General features: G+C 68.9%; 18 protein-coding genes. 15 read left to right on the forward strand and 3 right to left on the reverse strand.

Translation table 11 applies throughout. The features are described from left to right. The first annotated feature begins 1 nt into the window (after nt 1). The 15 genes from CHC02_RS14790 (at nt 2) to CHC02_RS14860 (ending at nt 13,798) form a co-directional block, all read left to right on the forward strand. A complete protein-coding gene (locus CHC02_RS14790; RefSeq protein ID WP_244160936.1) occupies nt 2–652 on the forward strand; it encodes a peroxiredoxin in 651 nt (216 codons plus the stop codon). After that, complete coding sequence (locus CHC02_RS14795) at nt 649–1,047, forward strand: ArsR/SmtB family transcription factor (RefSeq protein WP_089392218.1); 399 nt, start codon at nt 649–651, stop codon at nt 1,045–1,047. Before CHC02_RS14790 ends, CHC02_RS14795 begins: the two co-directional genes overlap by 4 nt. A 525-nt stretch (nt 1,048–1,572) precedes the next feature. After that, complete coding sequence (locus CHC02_RS14800) at nt 1,573–2,412, forward strand: substrate-binding periplasmic protein (RefSeq protein WP_089392219.1); 840 nt, start codon at nt 1,573–1,575, stop codon at nt 2,410–2,412. 54 nt (nt 2,413–2,466) lie between these two features. Continuing rightward, on the forward strand, nt 2,467–3,288 hold the full coding sequence (locus CHC02_RS14805) for an amino acid ABC transporter ATP-binding protein (protein ID WP_089392220.1): 822 nt from the start codon (nt 2,467–2,469) through the stop codon (nt 3,286–3,288). A gap of 10 nt (nt 3,289–3,298) precedes the next feature. Continuing rightward, on the forward strand, nt 3,299–3,970 hold the full coding sequence (locus tag CHC02_RS14810) for an amino acid ABC transporter permease (protein ID WP_089392221.1): 672 nt from the start codon (nt 3,299–3,301) through the stop codon (nt 3,968–3,970). Between the two features lie 10 nt (nt 3,971–3,980). Next, nucleotides 3,981–4,646 (forward strand): amino acid ABC transporter permease, encoded by a 666-nt coding sequence (locus CHC02_RS14815; protein WP_089392222.1) that lies wholly within the window; start codon nt 3,981–3,983, stop codon nt 4,644–4,646. Nucleotides 4,647–4,674: 28 nt separating this feature from the next. Then, nucleotides 4,675–5,553, forward strand: coding sequence for a 4-hydroxy-tetrahydrodipicolinate synthase (dapA, locus tag CHC02_RS14820; protein WP_089392223.1), 879 nt, complete (start codon nt 4,675–4,677; stop codon nt 5,551–5,553). Between the two features lie 55 nt (nt 5,554–5,608). Next, on the forward strand, nt 5,609–6,652 hold the full coding sequence (locus CHC02_RS14825) for a 4-hydroxyproline epimerase (RefSeq protein WP_089392224.1): 1,044 nt from the start codon (nt 5,609–5,611) through the stop codon (nt 6,650–6,652). Next, a complete protein-coding gene (locus tag CHC02_RS14830; protein WP_089392225.1) occupies nt 6,649–7,929 on the forward strand; it encodes an NAD(P)/FAD-dependent oxidoreductase in 1,281 nt (426 codons plus the stop codon). The genes CHC02_RS14825 and CHC02_RS14830 overlap by 4 nt, the downstream gene beginning before the upstream one ends. Continuing rightward, a complete protein-coding gene (locus tag CHC02_RS14835; RefSeq protein WP_089392226.1) occupies nt 7,926–9,404 on the forward strand; it encodes an aldehyde dehydrogenase family protein in 1,479 nt (492 codons plus the stop codon). Before CHC02_RS14830 ends, CHC02_RS14835 begins: the two co-directional genes overlap by 4 nt. A gap of 10 nt (nt 9,405–9,414) precedes the next feature. Then, a complete protein-coding gene (locus CHC02_RS14840; RefSeq protein ID WP_089392227.1) occupies nt 9,415–10,443 on the forward strand; it encodes a proline racemase family protein in 1,029 nt (342 codons plus the stop codon). Between the two features lie 76 nt (nt 10,444–10,519). Then, entirely contained in the window at nt 10,520–11,227 is a 708-nt protein-coding gene (locus tag CHC02_RS14845) for a GntR family transcriptional regulator (protein ID WP_089392324.1), read from the forward strand. 41 nt (nt 11,228–11,268) lie between these two features. After that, complete coding sequence (locus CHC02_RS14850) at nt 11,269–12,174, forward strand: EamA family transporter (RefSeq protein ID WP_089392228.1); 906 nt, start codon at nt 11,269–11,271, stop codon at nt 12,172–12,174. Nucleotides 12,175–12,211: 37 nt separating this feature from the next. Further along, nucleotides 12,212–12,976, forward strand: coding sequence for an SDR family NAD(P)-dependent oxidoreductase (locus tag CHC02_RS14855; RefSeq protein WP_089392229.1), 765 nt, complete (start codon nt 12,212–12,214; stop codon nt 12,974–12,976). A gap of 114 nt (nt 12,977–13,090) precedes the next feature. Further along, on the forward strand, nt 13,091–13,798 hold the full coding sequence (locus tag CHC02_RS14860; RefSeq protein ID WP_089392230.1) for a GntR family transcriptional regulator: 708 nt from the start codon (nt 13,091–13,093) through the stop codon (nt 13,796–13,798). Nucleotides 13,799–13,822: 24 nt separating this feature from the next. Here the strand turns inward: CHC02_RS14860 and CHC02_RS14865 are convergent, their stop codons facing one another. Genes CHC02_RS14865 through CHC02_RS14875 form a run of 3 tightly spaced genes read right to left on the reverse strand, consistent with a single transcriptional unit; the run spans nt 13,823 to nt 19,823 of the window. After that, the gene (locus CHC02_RS14865) at nt 13,823–14,050 is read right to left on the reverse strand and encodes a hypothetical protein (RefSeq protein ID WP_089392231.1); all 228 of its coding nucleotides are present in this window, start codon (nt 14,048–14,050) and stop codon (nt 13,823–13,825) included. Between the two features lie 47 nt (nt 14,051–14,097). Continuing rightward, nucleotides 14,098–15,846 carry a ShlB/FhaC/HecB family hemolysin secretion/activation protein gene (locus CHC02_RS14870; RefSeq protein WP_089392232.1) on the reverse strand — a complete coding sequence of 583 codons (1,749 nt, stop codon included), beginning with the start codon at nt 15,844–15,846 and terminating at the stop codon, nt 14,098–14,100. A 2-nt stretch (nt 15,847–15,848) separates the two neighbouring features. Beyond that, entirely contained in the window at nt 15,849–19,823 is a 3,975-nt protein-coding gene (locus CHC02_RS14875) for an MBG domain-containing protein (protein WP_089392233.1), read from the reverse strand. Nucleotides 19,824–19,916 lie beyond the last annotated feature (93 nt).

The following is a 19,916-nucleotide window of genomic DNA, read 5'->3' on the forward strand; positions in this document are numbered from 1 at the left end:
CGTGGAAGCCAATGCCTGTGCCGCTCCCTCCATGCCGCCGCTGCGCCAGAACGACCGTGCGCCGGAGTTCCGCGCCCGCACCACCCGTGGCGACGTTGCCCTGAGCGACTACCGCGGCCGCTGGTTGCTGCTGTTCTCCCACCCGGCGGACTTCACCCCGGTGTGCACCAGCGAGTTCATCGCCTTCGCCCGCGCCAAGCCGCGCTTCGACGAACTGGGCTGCGAACTGCTGGCCCTGTCGGTGGACGGCCTCTACTCGCACCTGGCGTGGATACGCGACATCCACGAGCGCTTCGGCGTGGCCATCGACTTCCCGATCATCGAGGACCCCTCCATGGCCATCGCCCGCGGCTACGGCATGGTCGCCCCCGATGCGGTGGACAGCTCGACCACCCGGGTCAGCTACGTGATCGACCCGGAGGGCATCATCCGCGCCCTGAGCTGGTACCCGATGAACGTCGGCCGCTCGGTGGAGGAACTGCTGCGCCTGGTCGCCGCGCTGCAGGCCACCGACCGGCACGCCGCCTCCACGCCGGAGGGCTGGCAGCCCGGCGGCGCGCTGCTGGAGCCGGTGGCCCTGGATGCGCACGAGGCGTTGCAGGTCGAACCCGGCCCGGACGAAACCTGGTACTACCGCTGGAAGAAACCATGAAAACCCCGGCCGACGAGGGCCTGGAAGCCCTGAAGGAGCGCGCCAACGACGCCGCCGACCTGCTGCGCCTGCTGGCCAACCCGACGCGCCTGCTGCTGCTCTGCCAGATCGCCCGGGGTGAATGTTCCGTGGCGGAACTGGAGCGCGACCTCGGCCTGCGCCAGCCCGGCCTGTCGCAGCAACTGGCGGAGTTGCGGCAGAACCAGCTGGTGAAGACCCGCCGCGAATCCCGCTCGATCTACTACAGCCTGGCCGACGCCCGCGTGCAGGTGCTGCTGGAAGCACTGCACGAGGCGCTGTGCGGCGACCCGCAGCTGCAGCAGGCGACCAGGCCCCCCGCCAGGATGGCGCCGGCGCCCGGGGAGAGCGCGCGTTTCGCCCGGATCGAGCGTTAGGTCGCAGTCCTTCTTCTTATGATGCCGACGAATTGCCGGGCCATCCGTAGCTGCATGGGCTGTGGAGCTTGGCTTCTGGCGTGCTCGAGCGGCGTTGGTCGTCCACCCGGGCCCCGGGCCCCGGGCTCGGGTGTCGGCCCGAGGGCCGGTTTCATGTTGGATGAATCCAATATTTCTTACCTTCATGTGTTGAAATCCTAACCTAACCCCGGCTTCGCCCCCTCCATTCGATCCGCCTGCACACGCGGGCTGCCGCCCGCGCTTCCCGCCTGTTCATATAACTTTTTGATTTTCCGTCTGTTTTCTCTTCTTCGCCGGCGGTGCGGCATTGCTGCGCCGGTTCGTCCCTGGGTTTTCGACCCGCCAGTCATTCCGTGAGGAAGGCGTTCGCCTGCCTGTTGACAGCTTTTGCCATCCGCTCATACTCTGGATGCATCGCTGCATACATTTAAGAGTGCAACTAAACATACAGCGATAGGTTGCTTGTCCTTCTGCCTACAAGAACAAATCAACGGAGAGGTCAAAATGGCTCGTATGTTCCCTCGCTCCATCCGCAAAGCCCTCGCCTGCGCGGCCGCCCTCGGCGCGCTGCTCACCCAGGCGCCGTCCCAGGCCGCCGATACGTCCATGTGGCAGGGCGTGCAGAAGGCCGGCGTGTTGCGCTGCGGCGCCGCGGTCGCCGCGCCCTATGTGATGCGCGACGCCGGTAGCGGCCAGTACAGCGGCTACTTCGTCGACCTGTGCCGCGACTTCGGCGAGAAGGTGCTGAAGGTCAAGGTGGAGTTCGTCGACACCAACTGGGACAACCTCGTGGCCGGCCTGCAGAGCGGCAAGTGGGACCTGGCCATGGCCCTCAACCAGACGCCCGAGCGGGCGCTGGCGGTGGCCTTCTCGGCGCCGGCCACCGACTACCAGGTGTCGCTGGTGGTGAACAAGGAGAACCCCAAGTTCAGCGGCGCCGGCAACGCCATCGCCGACTACGACAAGCCCGGCGTGACCTTCGCGGTGATGTCCGGCACCGCCCAGGACAAGGCGATTTCCTCGGTGGTCAGGCAGGGCACCGTCATGCGCCTGCCGGGCATGGACGAGACGCGCCTGGCGCTGATGTCGCGGCGCGCCGACGTGCTGGTCGACGCCAGCGACACCAACCACCTGTTCGCCATGGCCAACGACTGGGCCCGCGAAGTCCTGCCCAAGCCGGCCCTGGCCAAGCAGGGCGTGGCCTTCGGCATGCGCCGCGACATCTCCGCGGCGGACCTGCAGGTGCTCAACATCTACGTGACCCAGCGTCGCGAGACCGGCGAGATCGACCGCCTGGTCGACAAGGCCTCCGCCGAAGTCAACGCCAAGACCGCCGCCAAGTAACTCCTGCCGATACCGGGGGCCGCGCAGCGGCGGCCCCCGCGGAGAACACCGCTCATGAATACCCCCCGTTTGGTGGCTGCCCAGCCACAGGCCCCGTTCGCCCCGGATTCCGCTACCGGCGGCGACTTCATCCAGCTGCGTGGCGTATGCAAGGCCTACGGCGAACAGCTGGTGGTGATGGACAACATGGACCTGGACATGCGCGCCGACGACCGCCTGGTCATCATCGGCCCGTCCGGCAGCGGCAAGAGTTCGCTGCTGCGCGTGCTGATGGGCCTGGAGGGCATCCAGGGCGGCAGCATCGCCTTCCAGGGCAAGCCCTACATCAGCGGCGGCCAGCGCCGCGGCAAGCCCCTGGACGAAAGCCTGCGCACCCAGATCGGCATGGTGTTCCAGCACTACACGCTGTTCCCGCACCTGTCGGTGCTGGGCAACCTGATCCTCGCCCCGTGCAAGGTCCATGGCCTGTCCAGGGCCGCGGCCACCGAGAAGGCCCGCGCCTACCTCGCCCGCCTGGGCCTGGAGAGCAAGCTGCACGCCTATCCCAGCCAGCTTTCCGGCGGCCAGAAGCAGCGCGTGGCCATCGCCCGCGCGCTGATGCTCGAACCCAAGCTGATGCTGTTCGACGAAGTCACCTCGGCGCTGGACCCGGAGATGGTCATCGAGGTGCAGAACGTGATGCTGCAGCTGGCCGAGCAGAAGATGGCGATGATCATCGTCACCCACGACATGCACTTCGCCCGCCACATCGCCACCCGCGTGGTGTTCTGCGCCAACGGCCGGGTGGTCGAGCAGGGCCCGCCCGAGCAGATCTTCAGCCAACCCAGGGAAGCCCGCACCCGCGAGTTCCTGGAAAAGGTCGTGCACCTGGATTGAGGGCGGCGCCATGAACTATCAATTCGACTTCCATTTCTTGAGCGGCAGTCTGCCGGCGCTGCTCGGCGGCCTGAAGGTCACCCTGGAGCTGGCCCTGGTATCGAACCTCATCGGCCTGGTGTGCGGCTTCGGGCTGTGCCTGATGACCCTCAGCCGCTGGTTCTTCGTGCGCTGGCCGGCGCAGCTGTTCATCGAGTTCTTCCGCTGCACCCCGGCGCTGCTGCAGATCGTCTGGTTCTTCTACTGCGTGCCGATGCTCTTCAACGTGTTCATCGACCCCATCGCCATGGGCTTCCTGGCCCTGGGCCTGAACCTCACCGCGTTCAACGCCGAGGCCTACCGCGCCGGCGTGCAGGCGGTGCCGCGCGAGCACCTGGACGCCTGCGTCGCCCTGGGCCTGAAGCCCTGGCAGCGCACGCTCCACGTGGTGCTGCCGCAGGCCCTGCGCAGCGCCGTGCCGGTGCTGATGACCAACGGCATCGGCAGCCTGCAGCAGAGCGCCCTGGTGGCGATAGTCGCGGTGTCCGACCTGATGTACGTCGGCAAGAGCCTGGCCACCGAGGCCTACCGCCCCCTGGAAACCTACACCCTGATAGCCCTCGTCTACTTCGCCCTGTCGCTGCCCATCGGCCAACTGGTGCAGTACCTCGAACGGCGCCAGGACCTGGCGACGCAGCGCTGAGGAAACCGCCATGAGCCTCGATTTTTCCGTCGTCTTCTCCTACTGGCAGGTGCTGCTCAAGGGCCTGGCCCTGACCCTGGCCTTCACCCTCGGCTGCGCCGTCATCGGCAGCCTGTCCGGCTTCGTCCTGGCCCTGCTGCGCAGCGTGCGCAGCCGCCTGCTGAAGGTGCCGGTGACGCTGTTCGTGGAGTTCTTCCGCGGCACGCCGCTGCTGATCCAGCTGTTCTGGGTGTTCTTCTGCTTCCCGGTGGTGTTCGGCCTGGACATCCCGCCCTACGTCTCGGTGGTGATCTCGCTGACGCTGTACATGGCGGCCATCACCAGCGAGACCTTCCGCGGCGCGCTCAAGTCCATCGCCGGCGAGCAGCACGACGCCTGCACCGCGCTGGGCCTCACCCCGCGGGTGAAGGTGCTCTACGTGATCTTCCCGCAGGCGCTGCTGCGCGCGGTCCCGCCGCTGCTGTCGAACGTCGTCAGCCTGTTCAAGGAAAGCGCGCTGATCTCCTCCGTCGGCGTCGCCGACCTGATGTTCGTCGGCCAGAACATCTCCAACAGCACCGCGCGGCCGGTCGAGTTCCTCTCCGCCGTCGCCGTCATCTACTTCCTCGTGGCTTTCCCGCTGACCCGCCTGGTCGGCGTGATCGAAGCCCGGATGCTCAGGCGCTACGCCTACTAACCCCCCACCACCGATGCGGAGATCCACCATGCAACTCACTGGCATCCTGCCCGCCCTCGTCACGCCCTTCGACAAGTCCGGCGCGGTCGACCACGACACCCTGGCGTCGATCCTCGAATACCAGCTCAAGGCCGGCGTCAGCGGCTTTGTCCCGCTGGGCTCGACCGGCGAGTACTACGCGCTGACCAACGAGGAGCGCCGCCAGGTCCTGGCCACGGTCAAGGAAGTGGTCGGCGAGCGCGGCACCCTGATCGCCGGCGCCAACGGCTCCTGCACCCGCGAGGTGCTGGAGCAGGTCAGGCAGACCGTCGAGGCCGGATACACCAACCTGCTGATCGCCCCGCCGTACTATGCGCTGCCGTCCCAGGAAGAGCTGCTGGCGCACTACCGGACCATCCTGGAGACCTTCCCGGAAATCAACCTGGTGCTCTACAACTACCCGGTGCGCACCAACGTCGAGGTCGGCATGGGCGTGGTCCAGGCGCTGGCCGAGCACCCGCGCGTCATCGCCATCAAGGAAAGCAGCGGCAACCTGCTGCGCGCCATCGAGATCGGCACCACCTACAAGGACAAGGTGCAGCTGTCCTGCGGCTCCGACGACCAGGCCCTGGACTTCTTCCTCTGGGGCGCCAGCAGCTGGATCTGCGGCCCGGCCAACTGCTTCCCCGACCAGGTGACCGACTTCTACCGCAAGTTCGCCTCCGGCGACCTGGCCGGCGCCCAGGACGTGATGCGCAGCCTGTTCCCGGTAATGGCCAGCCTGGAAAGCGGCAAGTTCGTGCAGAAGGTGAAGTACGGCTGCGAGCTGGCCGGCTTCAGCGCCGGCAACGCGCGCGCCCCGCTGCTGCCGCTGACCGACGAAGAAAAGGCCGAATTCCGCAAGGTATTCGAGGCTTCCCAGCGCTGAGCGCATGGACGCCGCTACCCGCCCCGGCAGCGGCGTCCCCTGGAGGACGCACCCCATGAGCCGACAGAGTTTCACCTGCATCGAAGGCCATACCGAAGGCATGCCCGTGCGCATGGTCATCGATGGCGCCCCCGAGCTGCACGGCGCCAGCATGAGCGAAAGGCGCCAGCACTTTCTGGCCGAGTACGACTGGATCCGCCGGGCGCTGATGCTCGAACCGCGCGGCCACGCGCACATGTCGGGCACCCTGCTCTACCCGCCCGTGAGCGAGGACGCCGACCTCGCACTGCTGTTCATCGAAACCTCCGGCTGCCTGCCCATGTGCGGCCACGCCACCCTCGGCTCGATCACCTTCGCTCTGGAGGCCGGCCTGGTCCGGCCGAAGACGCCGGGCACGGTGATCGCCGACGTTCCCGCCGGGCGCGTCAGCGCGCAATACCGCATGCAGGACGGCAAGGTCGGCGGCGTGCGCTTCACCAACGTGCCGAGCTTCCTCCTGCACCGCGACCTGGGCATCCAGCTGCCGGCCCTCGGCGAGCTGCGCCTGGACATCGCCTACGGCGGCAACTTCTACCCGATCATCGAGCCGCAGCCGAACTACCCCGGCTGCGAGCACTTCACCCCGCAGCAATTGCTGGCCTGGGGGCGCGAGGTGCAGGCGCTGGTGAACCGCGAGTTCGCCGTGGCGCACCCCGAGGACGCCAGCATCCACGGCGTGAAGCACTGCATGTGGGCCGGCCGCCCCTTGGCAGCCGACGCCGATGGGCGCAGCGTAGTGATTGCCGGCGACAGCCTGATCGACCGTTCGCCCTGCGGCACCGGCACCTCGGCCCGGGTGGCCCAGCGCCATGCCCGCGGCCTGCTGGCGCGCGATGGCGTGTTCCGCCATGAAAGCCTGATCGGCAGCCGCTTCGACGGCCGCGTCGAGGAAGTCCTGGCCCTGGCCGACGGCACGCCGGCGGTGCGCCCGAGCATCGAGGGCCGGGCCTGCATCACCGGCCGCGCCGAGCATTACGTCGACAGGGCCCAGCCCTACTGGCAGGGTTTCAGCCTGGAAGACTTCACCGACCACCGCTGCCCAGAAGAGACCGTGAAATGAACGACCCGCAAGCCGCTTCGCAAAACGCCATCGTCGTCGGTGGCGGCATCGTCGGTGTCTGCTGCGCCCTGTACCTGCAGCGCGAAGGCTACCGCGTCACCCTGGTGGACCCGGCCGCGCCGGGCGACAGCACAGCGAAATGGAGCTGCGGGCAGATGGCGGTGAGCGAGGTCATCCCGCTGTCCAAGCCGGGCATCCTGATGAAGGTGCCCGGCTGGCTGCTCGACCAGCGGGGCCCGCTGGCCCTGCGCCCCAGCGCGTTGCCGGGCATCCTGCCGTGGTTCCTGCGCTTCGTCGCCTGCGCGCGGCATTCGAAGATCACCGAGATAGCCCGCGACATGGCGCGCCTCACCCACCACGTCTACCAGGACTACGCGCCGCTGCTCGACGCCTGCGCGGACAAGAGCCTGCTCGGCCAGCGGCCGATCATCGAGGTGTTCGACTCGCCCGCCGCCCTGGTCCACGAGCGCCCGCACCTGGAGCTGCGCAAGTCGCTGGGCTTCCAGTCCGAGGAGCTCGACGGTGCCGCCATCGGCGACCTCGAACCGGCCCTGGCCGGCAAGTTCCAGCACGGCCTGCTGTTCCCCGACTGGCGCGCGGTGAACGACACCGAAGGCTTCATCGCCGCCCTCACCGCGAGCTTCGTCGCCCAGGGCGGCATCCGCGTGCGCGAGCGGGTGAAGCACATCGACGAAAGCGCCGACCGCGCCGCCGGCGTCACCCTGGCCGACGGCAGCCGCTACCCCGCCCAGCTGGTGGTGGTGGCCGCCGGCACCGGCTCGCGGCAGTTCTTCGACCAGCTCGGGGTGAGCATCCCGCTGGCCGGCATCGCCGGCTACCAGGCGGTGCTACCCACCCCGGGCGTGGAAATCCGCCATTCGGTGATCTACGCCGACGGCGGCTTCTGCTTCGCCCCCATGACCCGCGGCCTGCAGATCGGCGGCACCATCGAGTTCGCCGGCCCCAACGCCGAACCCAACTTCCGGCGCGCCGAAATCATCCTGGAAAAGGCCCGCCGCGTGCTGCCGCAGCTCGACACCGCCAAGGTCGAGTTCGGCGTCGGCTACCGGCCCTTCCTGCCCGACACCAAGCCGGTGATCGACCGCTCGCCGCGCCTGGGCAACGTGCTCATGGCCTTCGGCCACGGCCAGCTCGGCCTAACCCTGGGTGCCACCACCGGCCGCCTGGTCGCCGACCTCGCCGCCGGCCGCCGCCCGGCCCAGGACCTCAGCCCCTTCAGCGCTCGCCGCTTCGCCTTCATCGGAGGAACCGCATGAACTACCAGCAGCTCTACATCGACGGCCAATGGCTCGCCCCCGCCAAGGGCGGCAGCTTCGACACCTTCGACCCCAGCGACGAAACCCTCCTCGCCCGGGTGGCCGCCGCCACCGCCGAAGACGTAGACGCGGCGGTCAGGGCCGCGCGCGCCGCCTTCGACGAAGGTCCCTGGCCGCACATGAGCGGGGCCGAGCGCGCCGCCGTGCTGCGGCGCATCGCCGAAGGCATCCGCGGCCGCCAGCAGGCGCTGGCCGAGCTGGAAGTGCGCGACAACGGCAAGCCGCTGCCCGAGGCGCTGTGGGACATCGGCGACACCGCCGGCTGCTTCGACTTCTACGCCGACCAGGCGGAACGGCTCGACGCCACCCGGGAGCAGGACGTGGCCCTGGCCGACGAGCGCTTCAGCTCGGTGGCGCGCAGGGAGCCGGTCGGCGTGGCCGGCGCCATCATCCCCTGGAACTTCCCCATGCTGATGGCCGCCTGGAAGGTCGCCCCGGCGCTGGCCGCCGGTTGCAGCATGGTCCTCAAGCCCTCCGAGCTGACCCCGCTGACCGCCCTGGAGCTGGCCGCCATCGCCCACGAGGCGGGCCTGCCGGCCGGGGTGCTCAACGTGGTCACCGGCCTGGGCGCCGAGGCCGGCGCGCCGCTGGCCGAGCACCCGGGCGTGGACAAGCTGGCCTTCACCGGCAGCGTGCCCACCGGCGGCCGGATCATGCAGGCCGCCGCCCGCGACATCAAGAACATCAGCCTGGAGCTGGGCGGCAAGTCGCCCTTCGTGATCTTCGCCGACAGCGACATCGAGGCCGCGGTGGAGTGGATCCTCTTCGGCATCTTCTGGAACCAGGGCCAGGTCTGCTCGGCCACCTCGCGGGTGCTGGTGCAGCGCGAACTCTACGAACCGCTGCTGGCCCGCCTGGCCGGGGAGGCGGGCAAGATCACCATCGGCAACGGCCTGGAGGCCGGCGTGCTGCTCGGCCCGCTGGTCAACCGCACGCAGTACGACAAGGTGCTGCAGGCCATCGGCCGCGGCCTGGAGGAGGGCGCCCGGCTGGTCTGCGGCGGCGAGCGCCCGGCCGGCTTGGACAAGGGCTACTACCTGCAGCCGACGGTGTTCGCCGACGTGCCGCGGGACAGCTGGGTGTGGAACGAGGAAATCTTCGGCCCGGTGGTCTGCGTGCGCCCCTTCGACAGCGAGGAGGAGGCCGTGCGCGAAGCCAACGACTCGCGCTTCGGCCTGGCCGCCGCGGTGATGTCCCGCGACCTGCCGCGCTGCGAGCGGGTGGCCCGCGCCCTGCGCGCGGGCATCGTCTGGATCAACTGCTCGCAACCGACCTTCACCGAGGCGCCCTGGGGCGGCTACAAGCACAGCGGCATCGGCCGCGAGCTGGGCGAGTGGGGCCTGAACAACTACCTGGAAACCAAGCAGATCACCCGCTATGACAGCGAGCAGCCCTGGGGCTGGTACATCAAGTGAGGTTCGACTGATGCGTTGGAAGAAAACCCTGCAACTGGCCGACGTGCACTGCGAAGGCGAGATCGGCAAGGTCATCACCGGCGGGGTGCTCGGCATCCCCGGTGCGACCATGCTGGACAAGATGAACTACATCAACGAGGTCGACGACAGCCTGCGCCGCCTGGTGGTGATGGAGCCGCGCGGCTGCCTGCAGATGTCGGTGAACCTGCTGCTGCCGCCGACCGACCCCGCGGCCGACGCCGGCTTCATCGTGCTGCAGGCGGACAAGGCCCACCCCATGTCCGGCAGCAACTGCATCTGCGTGGTCACCGCGCTGCTGGAGCTGGGCATGCTGCCCATGCGCGAACCGGAAACCACCGTGGTGCTGGACACCCCGGCCGGCCTGGTGACGGCCCGCGCGCGCTGCGCCGACGGGCGCTGCCTGGGGGTGTCGCTGGACATGGTGCCGGCGTTCGTCGAGCAGCTGGACGTGGCGATCGACGGCGGCGAGTTCGGCCCGATCCGCGCGGACATCGCCTTTGGCGGCGTGTACTACGCGCTGGTGGACGTGCAGCAGGTCGGCCTGACCATCGCCCCCGAGAACGCCCGCGAGCTGGCCGACGCCGGGGTGAAGCTCAAGGACAGGATCAACCGCCAGGTCAGCGTGCGGCACCCGCTGTACGAGCAGATCGACGAAGTGGCCTACGTGATGTTCCGCAACCGCCTGGACGCGCGCACCTACCAGACCTGCACCACGCTGCCGCCGGGGCGCGTCGACCGCTCGCCCTGCGGCACCGGCAGCTCGGCGAACCTCGCCACCCTGAGCGCCCGCGGCCTGGTGCAGCCCGGCGAGCGCCTGGTGTCGCGCTCGACCATCGGCGGCGAGTTCCAGGTGGAGCTGCTGGGCCACACCGACGTGGCCGGGCGCCCCGCGGTGCTGCCGCGGGTGGAGGGGCGCGCCTGGCTGTACGGCATCCAGCAGATCGGCGTCGATCCGGACGACCCGCTGGCCGAGGGCTTCATGCTCAGCGACACCTGGGGGCCGGGCTTCCCTCGCTGAGGGCAGCGTGCCGAAGCCGCAGGCCAAACAATAAATGAAGGGCAGCCCGGCGCTGCCCCGGAGCGAGACCGAGCCCATGGGTGTAGTGACGATGGAAGCGCAAGGCAGTCTACGGCGGCATGGAGGGCGCTACATCTATGAAGAGCTGCGCAAGCAGATACTGACCCTGCAACTGCGCCCCGGCGTGCAGCTGGACGAGGTGTCGCTGGCGGCGCAGTTCGGCGTATCGCGCTCGCCGGTGCGCGATGCGCTGGCCCGCCTGGTCAGCGAGGGGCTGGTGACCATCCTGCCCAACCGCACCACCCTGGTGACGCCTTTCGAGATCGAGGAGTTCCCCAACTACATCGCCGCGGTGGACCTGACCCAGCGCGCGGTGACGCGGCTGGCGGCCCTGCACCGCACCGAGCGGGACCTGGTGCGCATCCGCGAAGCCAACGCGGCCTACGTTCGTGCCCTGGGGCGGGGCAACTTCCAGGAGATGTCCGAGCTGAACAAGGCCTTCCACCTGGAAATCGCCCGGGCCGGGAGAAACCCCTACCTCACGAGCTACTACGAGAAGCTGCTGGGGGAGGGGCAGAGGCTGCTGCACCTGCATTTCGACTTCATCGTCAGCTCCGCCAAGTTCGGCCCCCCGGACGGCGACCACGACGAGATCATCGAAACCATCGCCCGGCAGGACGCGGATGCGGCGGAAAGGGCCTCCCACGAGCACACGATCCTGTTCCGCGACCGCTTCCTCGAATTCATGAAGCAGAACCTGACGAAGAGCATCTCGGTGCTGTAGCCGGGGCGGTTGCGCCCCACTGACCTCGGCCACTTTCCCCCATGCAGACAGGTCACTTTCCTCGACACATCGCCGTACTGGTGCTGGCCGGCCTGGCCTGTGCCTTCGCCGGCAACCATATCGCCGCGCGGATCGCCTTCGACGACGGCGCCGGGCTGCTGCTCGCGATCCTGTGCCGCTCCGGCGTCACCGCGCTGGCGCTGGCCGTCCTGGTGTGCGTGGGGCGGCAGCCCCTGCGCCTGGGCCCGGAGGCCGCGCGCTGGCAACTGCTGATGGGCTGCCTCGTCGGCATCCAAAGCTTCTGCATCTACTCCGCCGTCGCCCTGATCCCGGTCGGCCTGGCCTTGCTGGTGGTGAACCTCTCGCCGGTCGTCCTGGTGCTGTTCACCTGGCTGCTCGGCGGGCCGGCGCCATCGCGCCGGGCGCTGCTGATCATGGCCGGCATCTTCTGTGGCCTGCTGGTCGCCCTGGACGTGCCGGCTGCCCTGGCGACCCAGCGGCTGGACCTGCGCTGGACGAAGGGGGTGCTGTTCAGCCTGGCCGGGGCGATGGTGTTCGCCGGCGCTCTGTGGATCTCGGAGAACCGCCTGTCGCGCCTGCCCGGAACGCTGCGCAGCATGCTGACCATGGCCCTGGTCTTCTCCTGCGCCGCCCTGGCCGGCGCCGCGGACGTCGTGCCCGGCGGGCTGACGCTGCCGAGAAGCGCCGCGGGCTGGTCGGCGCTGGCCTTCCTGGTACTGCTCTACGGCATGGCCTTTTCCACCTTGTTCGTCTTCATGCCCAGGCTGGACATCGCACGCAACGCGCCGGTGATGAACGCGGAGCCGATCGCCGGCCTGATGCTGGGCTGGCTGGTGCTCGGCCAGCAGCTGGGCGCCCTGCAACTGCTCGGCGGGGCCATGGTGGTTGGCGGTATCGTATTGCTGGCCTACCGGCGCCAGGGCTGAGCCCGCCGGATGAACCCTTGAAGCGGGAGAGAGAAGCATGTCAGTGGAAAGCGGATTGCTCCATGGGCAGCGGGTGCTGGTCACCGGCGGCACGGGAGGCATAGGCGCGGCGATCGTCGAGCGGCTCGCCGCGGAGGGCGCATGGCCGCTGATCCATTTCGGCCGGGACAAGGCCGCGGCCGAGGCGTTGCTAGAGCGGATCGGGGGAAGGGGAAGCGTTCTGCAGGCCGACCTTTCCTGCGCCGAGGGGGCGTTCGAGCTGTGGCGCAAGGCCCAGGCGGACGGGCGCATACACGCCCTGGTGAATAACGCCGGCATACGCAGCGAGGTGTCGGTGGATGCCGAGCCCGAAGCCTGGCGAGCCGCCTGGCAGAAGGAGTTCCAGGTCAATTTCTTCGCCGCCGCCGACCTGTGCAAGCAGGCGATCCAGCACTTCAGGGCGCACGGCGGGGGCAAGATCGTCAACATGGCCAGCCGGGCAGGGCAGCGCGGGTATGCCGCCGATGCCATGCCCTATGGCGCGACCAAGGCCGCACTGGTGAACCTCACCAAGTCGATCGCCGCGAGTTTCGGCCGCGAGGGCGTCTTCGCCATCGCCATCGCCCCGGGCTGGGTGCGTACCGCCATGGCCGAGGCGTTCATCGAAAGCCATGGCAAGGCGGCCGCGGTGGCCGACATCCCGGTGGGCGAAATGGCCGAGCCGGCGGAGCTCGCGGAGCTGGTCGCCTTCGTCCTGCGCGCCTCGCAGCTGTCGCTCAATGGCGCCACGCTGGACGTCAACGGCGGGAGCTACATCCGTTAGCGGGGCCGATGGCGGCGTGCCCGGGCATTAGGCGTCCTTCATGACCTGCGTTACCCTTGGGGCCAATGGCCAGGCGCCGTCGATGCGCCTGGTGGAAAACGACCAGGGTGCCTGATGAGTAACGAAACCGTAGAAACCGAGAGCAGTGGCCGCCGGCATGGGGGGCGCTACATCTATGAAGAGCTGCGCAAGCAGATCCTCACGCTCAAGCTGAAGCCCGGGACGCCCCTGGACGAGGTTTCGCTCGCCGCCCAGTTCGGCCTCTCGCGCTCGCCGGTGCGCGATGCGCTGGCCCGGCTGATCACCGAGGGGCTGGTGACCATCCTGCCGAACCGCACCACCCTGGTGACGCCCTTCGAGATCGAGGAATTCCCCAACTACATCGCCGCGCTGGACCTGCTCCAGCGCGCCGTCACCCGGCTGGCGGCCATCCAGCGCAGCGACGAGGACCTGGAGCGCATCCGCGCGGCGGAGACCGCGTACATGACCTCGATCACCAGCGGCGACTTCCAGGCCATGACGGAGCTGAACAAGGCGCTGCACATGGAAATCGCCCGCGCCGGCAAGAACCCCTACCTCACCGGCTACTACGAGAAGCTGCTGGGGGAAGGGCAGCGGCTTTCGCACCTGCACTTCGACTTCATCATCAGCGCCGCCAGCACCGACGGCATGGGGCGCGACCATGCCGAGATCGTCGAGGCCATCGCCGCCCGCGACGCCGATGCGGCGGAGAAGGCCGCCCACGAGCACACCATGCTGTTCCAGCGACGCTTCCTGGACTTCATGCAGCAGAACCTGACTTCGCGGATGAAGATTTCATAGCGCGTCGGGGCCCGGTCTTTCCATTCACCGGCGCGTGGGCACCAGCACGAGCTGCTGGGTGGCCATGGCCTGGTAGATGCGCTCCAGCGCCTTGGCGTCGCAGCTCATGTGGCTGGCGACGTCGAGGATGCGGTAGGCCAGGTCGGCGGTGGGGGCGAGCCGGCCCAGTTCGAGCAGCAGCTCGGCGGCGGCCTCGTCGTTGAAGGAGGCGCTGCGCAGGGTGCGCAGCAGGTCGCTGGGTTCGATGTTCATGCGCGGTGTCCTCGCGAGGGGCGGCGCGGGCGCCGCCCCGGTGGGGTTCAGAACAGCTTGAGGAAGTTGAAGTACAGGCGCGGGGCCTTGCCGTTGTCGTCGTCCAGTTCCTTGGCCGAGACCTTGTGGGTCAGCGGGAAGGCCAGTTCCGGCGACACGTAGGTGTCCTTGAACACCTGCAGGTGGGCGCCGAAGCCGGCCGAGGACAGGCTCTCGCTGCTGACCCAGCTGGGGTCCTCGCTCCACACCTTGCCGAAGTCCCAGAAGGCGTAGTACTGGGTCGGCACCTGGTGGTCCCTGAAGGTGTGCAGGCGGTTGTACTGCAGCTCGGCCTTGGTGGCGAAGCCCCTGTCGCCGGTGATTTCCGACGGGTCGTAGCCGCGGCCGAACTCGCTGCCGCCCACGCCGAACTGCTCGGGGCTGAGCAGCGCCTGGCCGAAGGAGGTCTGCGCGGTCATCGCCAGGTACAGGTTCAGGCCGTCCATGATCCGCGTCAGGTCCTGCAGGCGCTGGGCATCCACCTGCAGCTTGGTGAAGTCGGTGCGGCCGCCCTCGCGGGACGGGTTGGCCCGGCTCTCGTTGCTGGCGCCGAGGATGTCCAGCCCCTTGCTCAGCTCGGCCTTGACCAGGTTCTTGCCGCCGTAGGCGTCGAAGAAGTCGTAGCTGGCGCCCAGGCGCAGGGCGCGGATGCGGTCGTCGCTGGAGGGCGGGTTGTCGGGGTCGTCGAGGTATTCCGACTTGCCGTTGAAGTAGGTCAGCGCCGCCGAGGTCTTGAAGGTCTTGTCGCGCTGGCGTATCCACGGCCGGGTGATGCGCACGGCGAAGGTGTCGCCGGAGCTGTTGGCGTTGAGGAACGAGTAGGTGTCGGCATGGCCGTCGTTGTGCTGGGCGAGGAAGCTGACCACGTCGCCCCGGCTGCCCACCGGCAGCTCGTACTGGCCTTCGAAGAAGGTCATCTTGTCGCCTTCCACCGACTTGCCGGCGCGGATGCCCAGGTGGTCGCCGTGGCCGCTGAGGTCGTTGACGCCGACCCCGCCGTACACCTGCCAGGGGCCGAAGTAGCGGCTGTCGCGGTTGTCGAAGCCGAAGAAGCCCTCGTACTTGCGCAACTGGTTCTCCACCGTCAGGTCGGTGCCGTTGGCCACGGGCGAGGCGGAGAGGGTGGCGCGGCTGTCGTTGCCGGAAACGTCGTTCATCAGCAGCAGGTTGCGCTCTATGGTCGCGCTCTTGGGCGGCACCTCCTGGCGGATGTTGTCGGCGTAGCGCTCCAGGGCCTTGTTGCTCGGGCCTTCGAAGCGCACCTCGTTGACCTTGCCTTCGAACACCTGGATCAGCAGCTGGCCGCCTTCCAGGCGCTGCTGCGGCACGTAGGCGCGGGCCAGGAGGAAGCCGGCCTTGCGGTAGCGCTGGGTGATCTCGCCGGCCACCGCGTTGACCTCGGCGAGGGTGACCTGGCGGCCTTCCAGGCGCTTGGCGAGGGCATCGAAGGTGCCGGCCGGGTAGCTGTCGGCGCCGCGGATCACCACCTTGCCCACCGCGAAGCGGCGGGTATCGCCGGGGGCGGCCTGCATCTCGGCGGGCGGCTCCTGCACCTGCGGGGTGACCACGGCGTCGGGCAGTTGCAGGGTGCCGGGCATCTGCAGGGCGGGCGTGCGGCTGCCATCGGGGTTGGGGACCTCGACGCGGCCGGGGTCGAGCTGGCCGCGGGGGCCGGCGCCGGCCGGGCCGCTGAGCAGGAGCAGGGCGGAGCACACGGCCAGCGCCAGGGTGTGGAGCTTGGACGGAAGCGTTTTCATGATCATTTCCCTCCCTTGGCGGGGGCTTTCAGGTCGTGGGGGATCACGCTGCGGTTCCAGTCCGGGACGATGAGCTTGCCGTCCTTGAACAGGCTGTTGGCGTAGGTCAGCACGTCGCTGAGTTCGGGGGTGGTGCTGACCTTGTCGCCATAGGCGCGTGGCTTGCAGATCAGCTGGACGGCGTAGGTGCGGATCACTGCGGGCGATACCGAGTAGTTGGCGGACACCGCCGAGGGCGACTCCAGCGCCGTGCAGCGCACGTTGCCGGGGGCCTGGGCGTCCATGGGGATGGCCCGGCGGGGCACCTCGGGCTCGGCCAGCGGGCCGCTGATGCTCAGGGTGCCGTCGCGGAACACCACGCTGTAGTTGGCGCCGGCGTCGAACGCCTGGCCCTGGCCGATGGCGTAGGCGCCGGGCTCCTCGCCGGGGGCGCGGGCCAGGCTGCCGCGGGCCACGTCGGCGCGGTCGCCGTTCTTCAGGCCGCTGACCGAGTAGGTCAGGCGCGGGTCGGGCTGGCCCTGGGCCTTGCTCTTGTCGTCGGCGGTCACCACCAACTGCGCCGGGGTGATCTGCAGGTTGCCGTCGCGGAACACCAGGGTGTAGTTGTGGCTGGCCAGGCCCAGGCCGCCCTGGCCGATGGCGTAGCCCTGCGGGCGCACGTTCTCGCCGGCCTGGCGCTGCAGGCTGCCGCCATTGAGCACGGCGGCGGCGCTGTCGCCATTCTTCAGGCCGCTGACCGAGTAGCTCAGGGCCGGGTCGGCGTCGCCGTAGACCTTGGTCTTGTCGTGGGCGGTGACCTCCAGCTGCGCCGGGGTGATGTGCAGCAGGTTGCCCTCGTAGCTGATGCGGTAGTTGCCCGAGAGGCTGCCGACACCGCCCTGGCCGATGGCGTAGTCGCCGACGTTCTGGCCCGGCGCGCGGTTCAGGTTGCCGCCCACCAGGGCGCCGGCCTGCTCGCCGAACTTCTGCCCGCTGACCTGGTAGGTCAGCGCCGGGTCGGCGTCGCCGTAGACCTTGGACTTCTCGTCGGCCCTCACCTTGAGTTCGGCCTGCTCGACGGTCAGGGTGCCCTTGTTGTCCTGCACCTGGTAGCGGCCCTGGGCGCGCGCGTCCTGGGTGACGTTGTTGTCGATGGCATAGCCGCCGGCCTTCACGTCGCTCTGCGCGGTGGCGTCGGTGGTCGGGGTGCCGACAACGGTGCCGTCACGGCGGAGCTGCTGGTTGACGTAGTCGTCGACGCCCTTCACCGCCTGGGCATTGGTGTCGTATTCGGTGCGGTTGGTCAGGGTGGGGTTGGCGTCGCCGTATTCGCGGGACTTGTCGTCGGCGCTGACGGTGATCTTGGCTGGAGCGGCGTTGTTGAGGATCACGCCGGGCTCGTCGGTCTTGTCCACGGTTTCGTAGAAGTGCACCCGGGCGCGCTCCAGCGCCTGTTCGCCGGGCTGCAGCGAGGGGCCGTTCGGGTCGGCCTTCTTCAGCCAGGGAGTGTCGTTGATCAGGGCGCCGATCAGGGCTTCCACGCTGTCGTACTTGCCGCCGAGGTTGACGATCAACTGCTGGCTGCTGCCGTCCTGGGCGTTGTGCTGGATTTCCTTCTGGTCGCTGGCGCCAGGGATGTACTGGTAGGGCTCCACGCCCCAGCCCGCCGCGGCGAAGGTGGAGACCACCTCCAGGCCGCCGTTGGCGCCGAAGGCGAAGCCCACCGGCAGGGAGGTTTCCACCGGGCTGCCGCCGGGGTCGGTGCGGGTCACCTTGCTCAGGCTGGGGTCGTTCGCGTCGGGCCTGATGTTCCAGAGCACGCCGGCGGCGTCGGTGAAGCTCAGGCCGTTGAGCAGGTAGTCCGAGCTGTCCAGGTAGTTGAGCAGCACTTCCGGGCTGAGTTCGCGGTAGCCGCCGTTGCCGTCCGGGGTGACGAAGCCGGTGGCCTCGAACACCAGGTAGTCGAAGGGCTTGCCGTCCCCGGCCTGCAGGGTCACCGTGCGGCTAGTGCCGCCGCTGGTGGTGCCGGGGTCGGCGACTATGTCCTGGTAGCCGCGGTATTCCAGCTGCTGGGCGGTGACGCCGGTCAGGCTCTCGGCGGAGTAGGGCGAGGCCACGGTACCGGTGGTGGTGGTGCCGCTGGCGTTGGTCTGGTTGAAGCGGAAGATGCCGTTGCTGGCCTTGCCGGCCAGGGTGCCGGCGTAGTTCAGGTTGGACTCCATGCGCACGCTGGCGCCCTCCAGGGCGACCTGGTGGCCCATCAGCGCGGTGCCCTGGTCCTGGACGATGGAGGCGACGTTGGAGGTCCTCAGCCAGGCGATGCCCTGGCCGACGTCGATGATCGCGCGCTTGGAGTAATCGTTGCCGGTGGTGTCGTTGTTGACCAGGCGGATGTCGCCGGTGGCGGCGATGAACAGGTTGCCGTCCTTGAGCAGGATGGGCGCGTTGATGTACACCGAGCCGCTGTCGCTGGACAGGTCGGTGCCGCTGTAGCCCTGGCCCTGCTGCGGGTTGCCGGCGGCGATCAGCGCCAGGGTGTTGTACTGGCCGTTGCCGTCCTGGCCGATGTTGGTGGCGATGATCGCCGAGTTGACGTTGATCCGCTGGCTGGCCGAGACCTCCACGTTGTTCGTGGCCAGGCCGTTGGCGATGGCCGTGGCGGACACGTTCCAGAGGTCACCGGTGGTGGGGCCCGCGTCGGCATCGGCGACTATGTTCACCGTCACGGGGTCGAGCAGCCACTTGCCGGCGGCCTTGCCGGAGGTATCCACCTTGGCATCGGCGGTCACCCGCAGCTGTTTGCCGGAGGTTTCGACCACGCCGCCGCGCTCGCCGCCCCTGGCGCTGGCGTTGCCGGCGAACTGCGTCTGGCCGCCGGACCAGGCCACCACCTGGCCGCCGTCGGTCCTGCCGTCGGCCTTCAGCTCGGCGCCCTTGGCCACCGTGGTGCTCCTGGCCGCCGGCTCCGGGCCCTTGCCCTGGTAGCTGCCGCCGACCAGCACCTTGCCGCCGGCGCCGTGGCTGCCGGACGCATCGATCTTCGCGCTGCCGGCGAGGCTCACTTCATCGCCCAGCACCTTCACGCTGCCGCCGGAGGTGCCCTTGGCGCTGAGGGTGCCGCTGACGTTGGTCTGCGCCGCGTTGCCCAGCACTATGCTGCCGCCCTGTTCGCTGACCGAGTCGGCGCTGACGTTGCCGCCGACGTTGATCACCGAGTCCAGGTGCCTGGCCGCGCGCTCCGCGCTCATGGCCACCACGCCGTTGCCGACGTCGACCTGCCCGCTGTTGTGCACGCCGCCCTTGACGTCGGCGTTGACGCTGTCGCGCTCGCCGGGCTCGCCGCCGACGGCGATGTTCAGCAGGCCGTCGCCGTGGAAGTCGAGGGTCGCCCGCGGGCCGGTGGCCAGCTTGGCCGTGCCCTTGCGCGCCTGGATCACCCCGTGGTTCTCCACCTGGGCGCCGAGCAGGGCGACCATGCCGTTGTCGTGCACGGTGATGTGGCCTTCGTTGCGCACCAGGCCCTTGAGCTGGATGTCCAGCTTGCCGCTGGCGGCGAACTCGCGGGCCTGTTCGTCGGTGACGAAGCCGGCGCTGGCCACCAGGGCGCTGGCGGCAATGCGCGAGTTGGGGCCGAGCCAGACGCCGTTGGGGTTGACCAGGATCAGCTGGCCGTTGGAGGTGATGGCGCCGTAGATCTTCGACGGGTCGCTGCCGATCACCCGGTTGAGAGTCACCGAGCGGCCGTCGGGTTGCTTGAAGGTGATGCTGTTGTCGGGGCCGACGTTGAAGCGCTGCCAGTCGATGGCGGTGCGTGGCCCGGCGGTGGTGACCTCCATGTTCGCGCCGTTCTGGCTGATGCTGGCCTGGCCGCCGACCACCTGGCCGCCCTGGGGAAGGGCATCGGCGAAGAGGCCGCTGCTGCCGGTGGAGGCCAGTACAACGGCGATGTAGAGGCAACTCAGCCGCAATCCATGGGCAGTAGTGGGACGATGTTTCATCGCATTTCTCCTAGGAAATTTACTAGGAGAAATCATTCGCCCCGGTCTACCCCCGGGGTAAGCATGCGATCCTGAAGCGCCTGTAGTGCGTGC

It is taken from the genome of Pseudomonas delhiensis, assembly GCF_900187975.1.
Classification (GTDB): Bacteria; Pseudomonadota; Gammaproteobacteria; order Pseudomonadales; family Pseudomonadaceae; genus Pseudomonas; species Pseudomonas delhiensis.

Bases quoted from the DNA above. Each gene is read 5' to 3' on its own strand.
- CHC02_RS14840 (WP_089392227.1), top strand. From the start codon at position 9,415: ATGCGTTGGAAGAAAACCCTGCAACTGGCCGACGTGCACTGCGAAGGC.
- CHC02_RS14805 (WP_089392220.1), top strand. From the start codon at position 2,467: ATGAATACCCCCCGTTTGGTGGCTGCCCAGCCACAGGCCCCGTTCGCC.
- CHC02_RS14835 (WP_089392226.1), top strand. From the start codon at position 7,926: ATGAACTACCAGCAGCTCTACATCGACGGCCAATGGCTCGCCCCCGCC.
- CHC02_RS14845 (WP_089392324.1), top strand. From the start codon at position 10,520: ATGGGTGTAGTGACGATGGAAGCGCAAGGCAGTCTACGGCGGCATGGA.
- CHC02_RS14815 (WP_089392222.1), top strand. From the start codon at position 3,981: ATGAGCCTCGATTTTTCCGTCGTCTTCTCCTACTGGCAGGTGCTGCTC.
- CHC02_RS14855 (WP_089392229.1), top strand. From the start codon at position 12,212: ATGTCAGTGGAAAGCGGATTGCTCCATGGGCAGCGGGTGCTGGTCACC.
- CHC02_RS14865 (WP_089392231.1), bottom strand. From the start codon at position 14,050: ATGAACATCGAACCCAGCGACCTGCTGCGCACCCTGCGCAGCGCCTCC.
- CHC02_RS14870 (WP_089392232.1), bottom strand. From the start codon at position 15,846: ATGAAAACGCTTCCGTCCAAGCTCCACACCCTGGCGCTGGCCGTGTGC.
- CHC02_RS14810 (WP_089392221.1), top strand. From the start codon at position 3,299: ATGAACTATCAATTCGACTTCCATTTCTTGAGCGGCAGTCTGCCGGCG.
- CHC02_RS14830 (WP_089392225.1), top strand. From the start codon at position 6,649: ATGAACGACCCGCAAGCCGCTTCGCAAAACGCCATCGTCGTCGGTGGC.
- CHC02_RS14860 (WP_089392230.1), top strand. From the start codon at position 13,091: ATGAGTAACGAAACCGTAGAAACCGAGAGCAGTGGCCGCCGGCATGGG.
- dapA (WP_089392223.1), top strand. From the start codon at position 4,675: ATGCAACTCACTGGCATCCTGCCCGCCCTCGTCACGCCCTTCGACAAG.
- CHC02_RS14850 (WP_089392228.1), top strand. From the start codon at position 11,269: ATGCAGACAGGTCACTTTCCTCGACACATCGCCGTACTGGTGCTGGCC.
- CHC02_RS14875 (WP_089392233.1), bottom strand. From the start codon at position 19,823: ATGAAACATCGTCCCACTACTGCCCATGGATTGCGGCTGAGTTGCCTC.
- CHC02_RS14800 (WP_089392219.1), top strand. From the start codon at position 1,573: ATGGCTCGTATGTTCCCTCGCTCCATCCGCAAAGCCCTCGCCTGCGCG.
- CHC02_RS14825 (WP_089392224.1), top strand. From the start codon at position 5,609: ATGAGCCGACAGAGTTTCACCTGCATCGAAGGCCATACCGAAGGCATG.
- CHC02_RS14795 (WP_089392218.1), top strand. From the start codon at position 649: ATGAAAACCCCGGCCGACGAGGGCCTGGAAGCCCTGAAGGAGCGCGCC.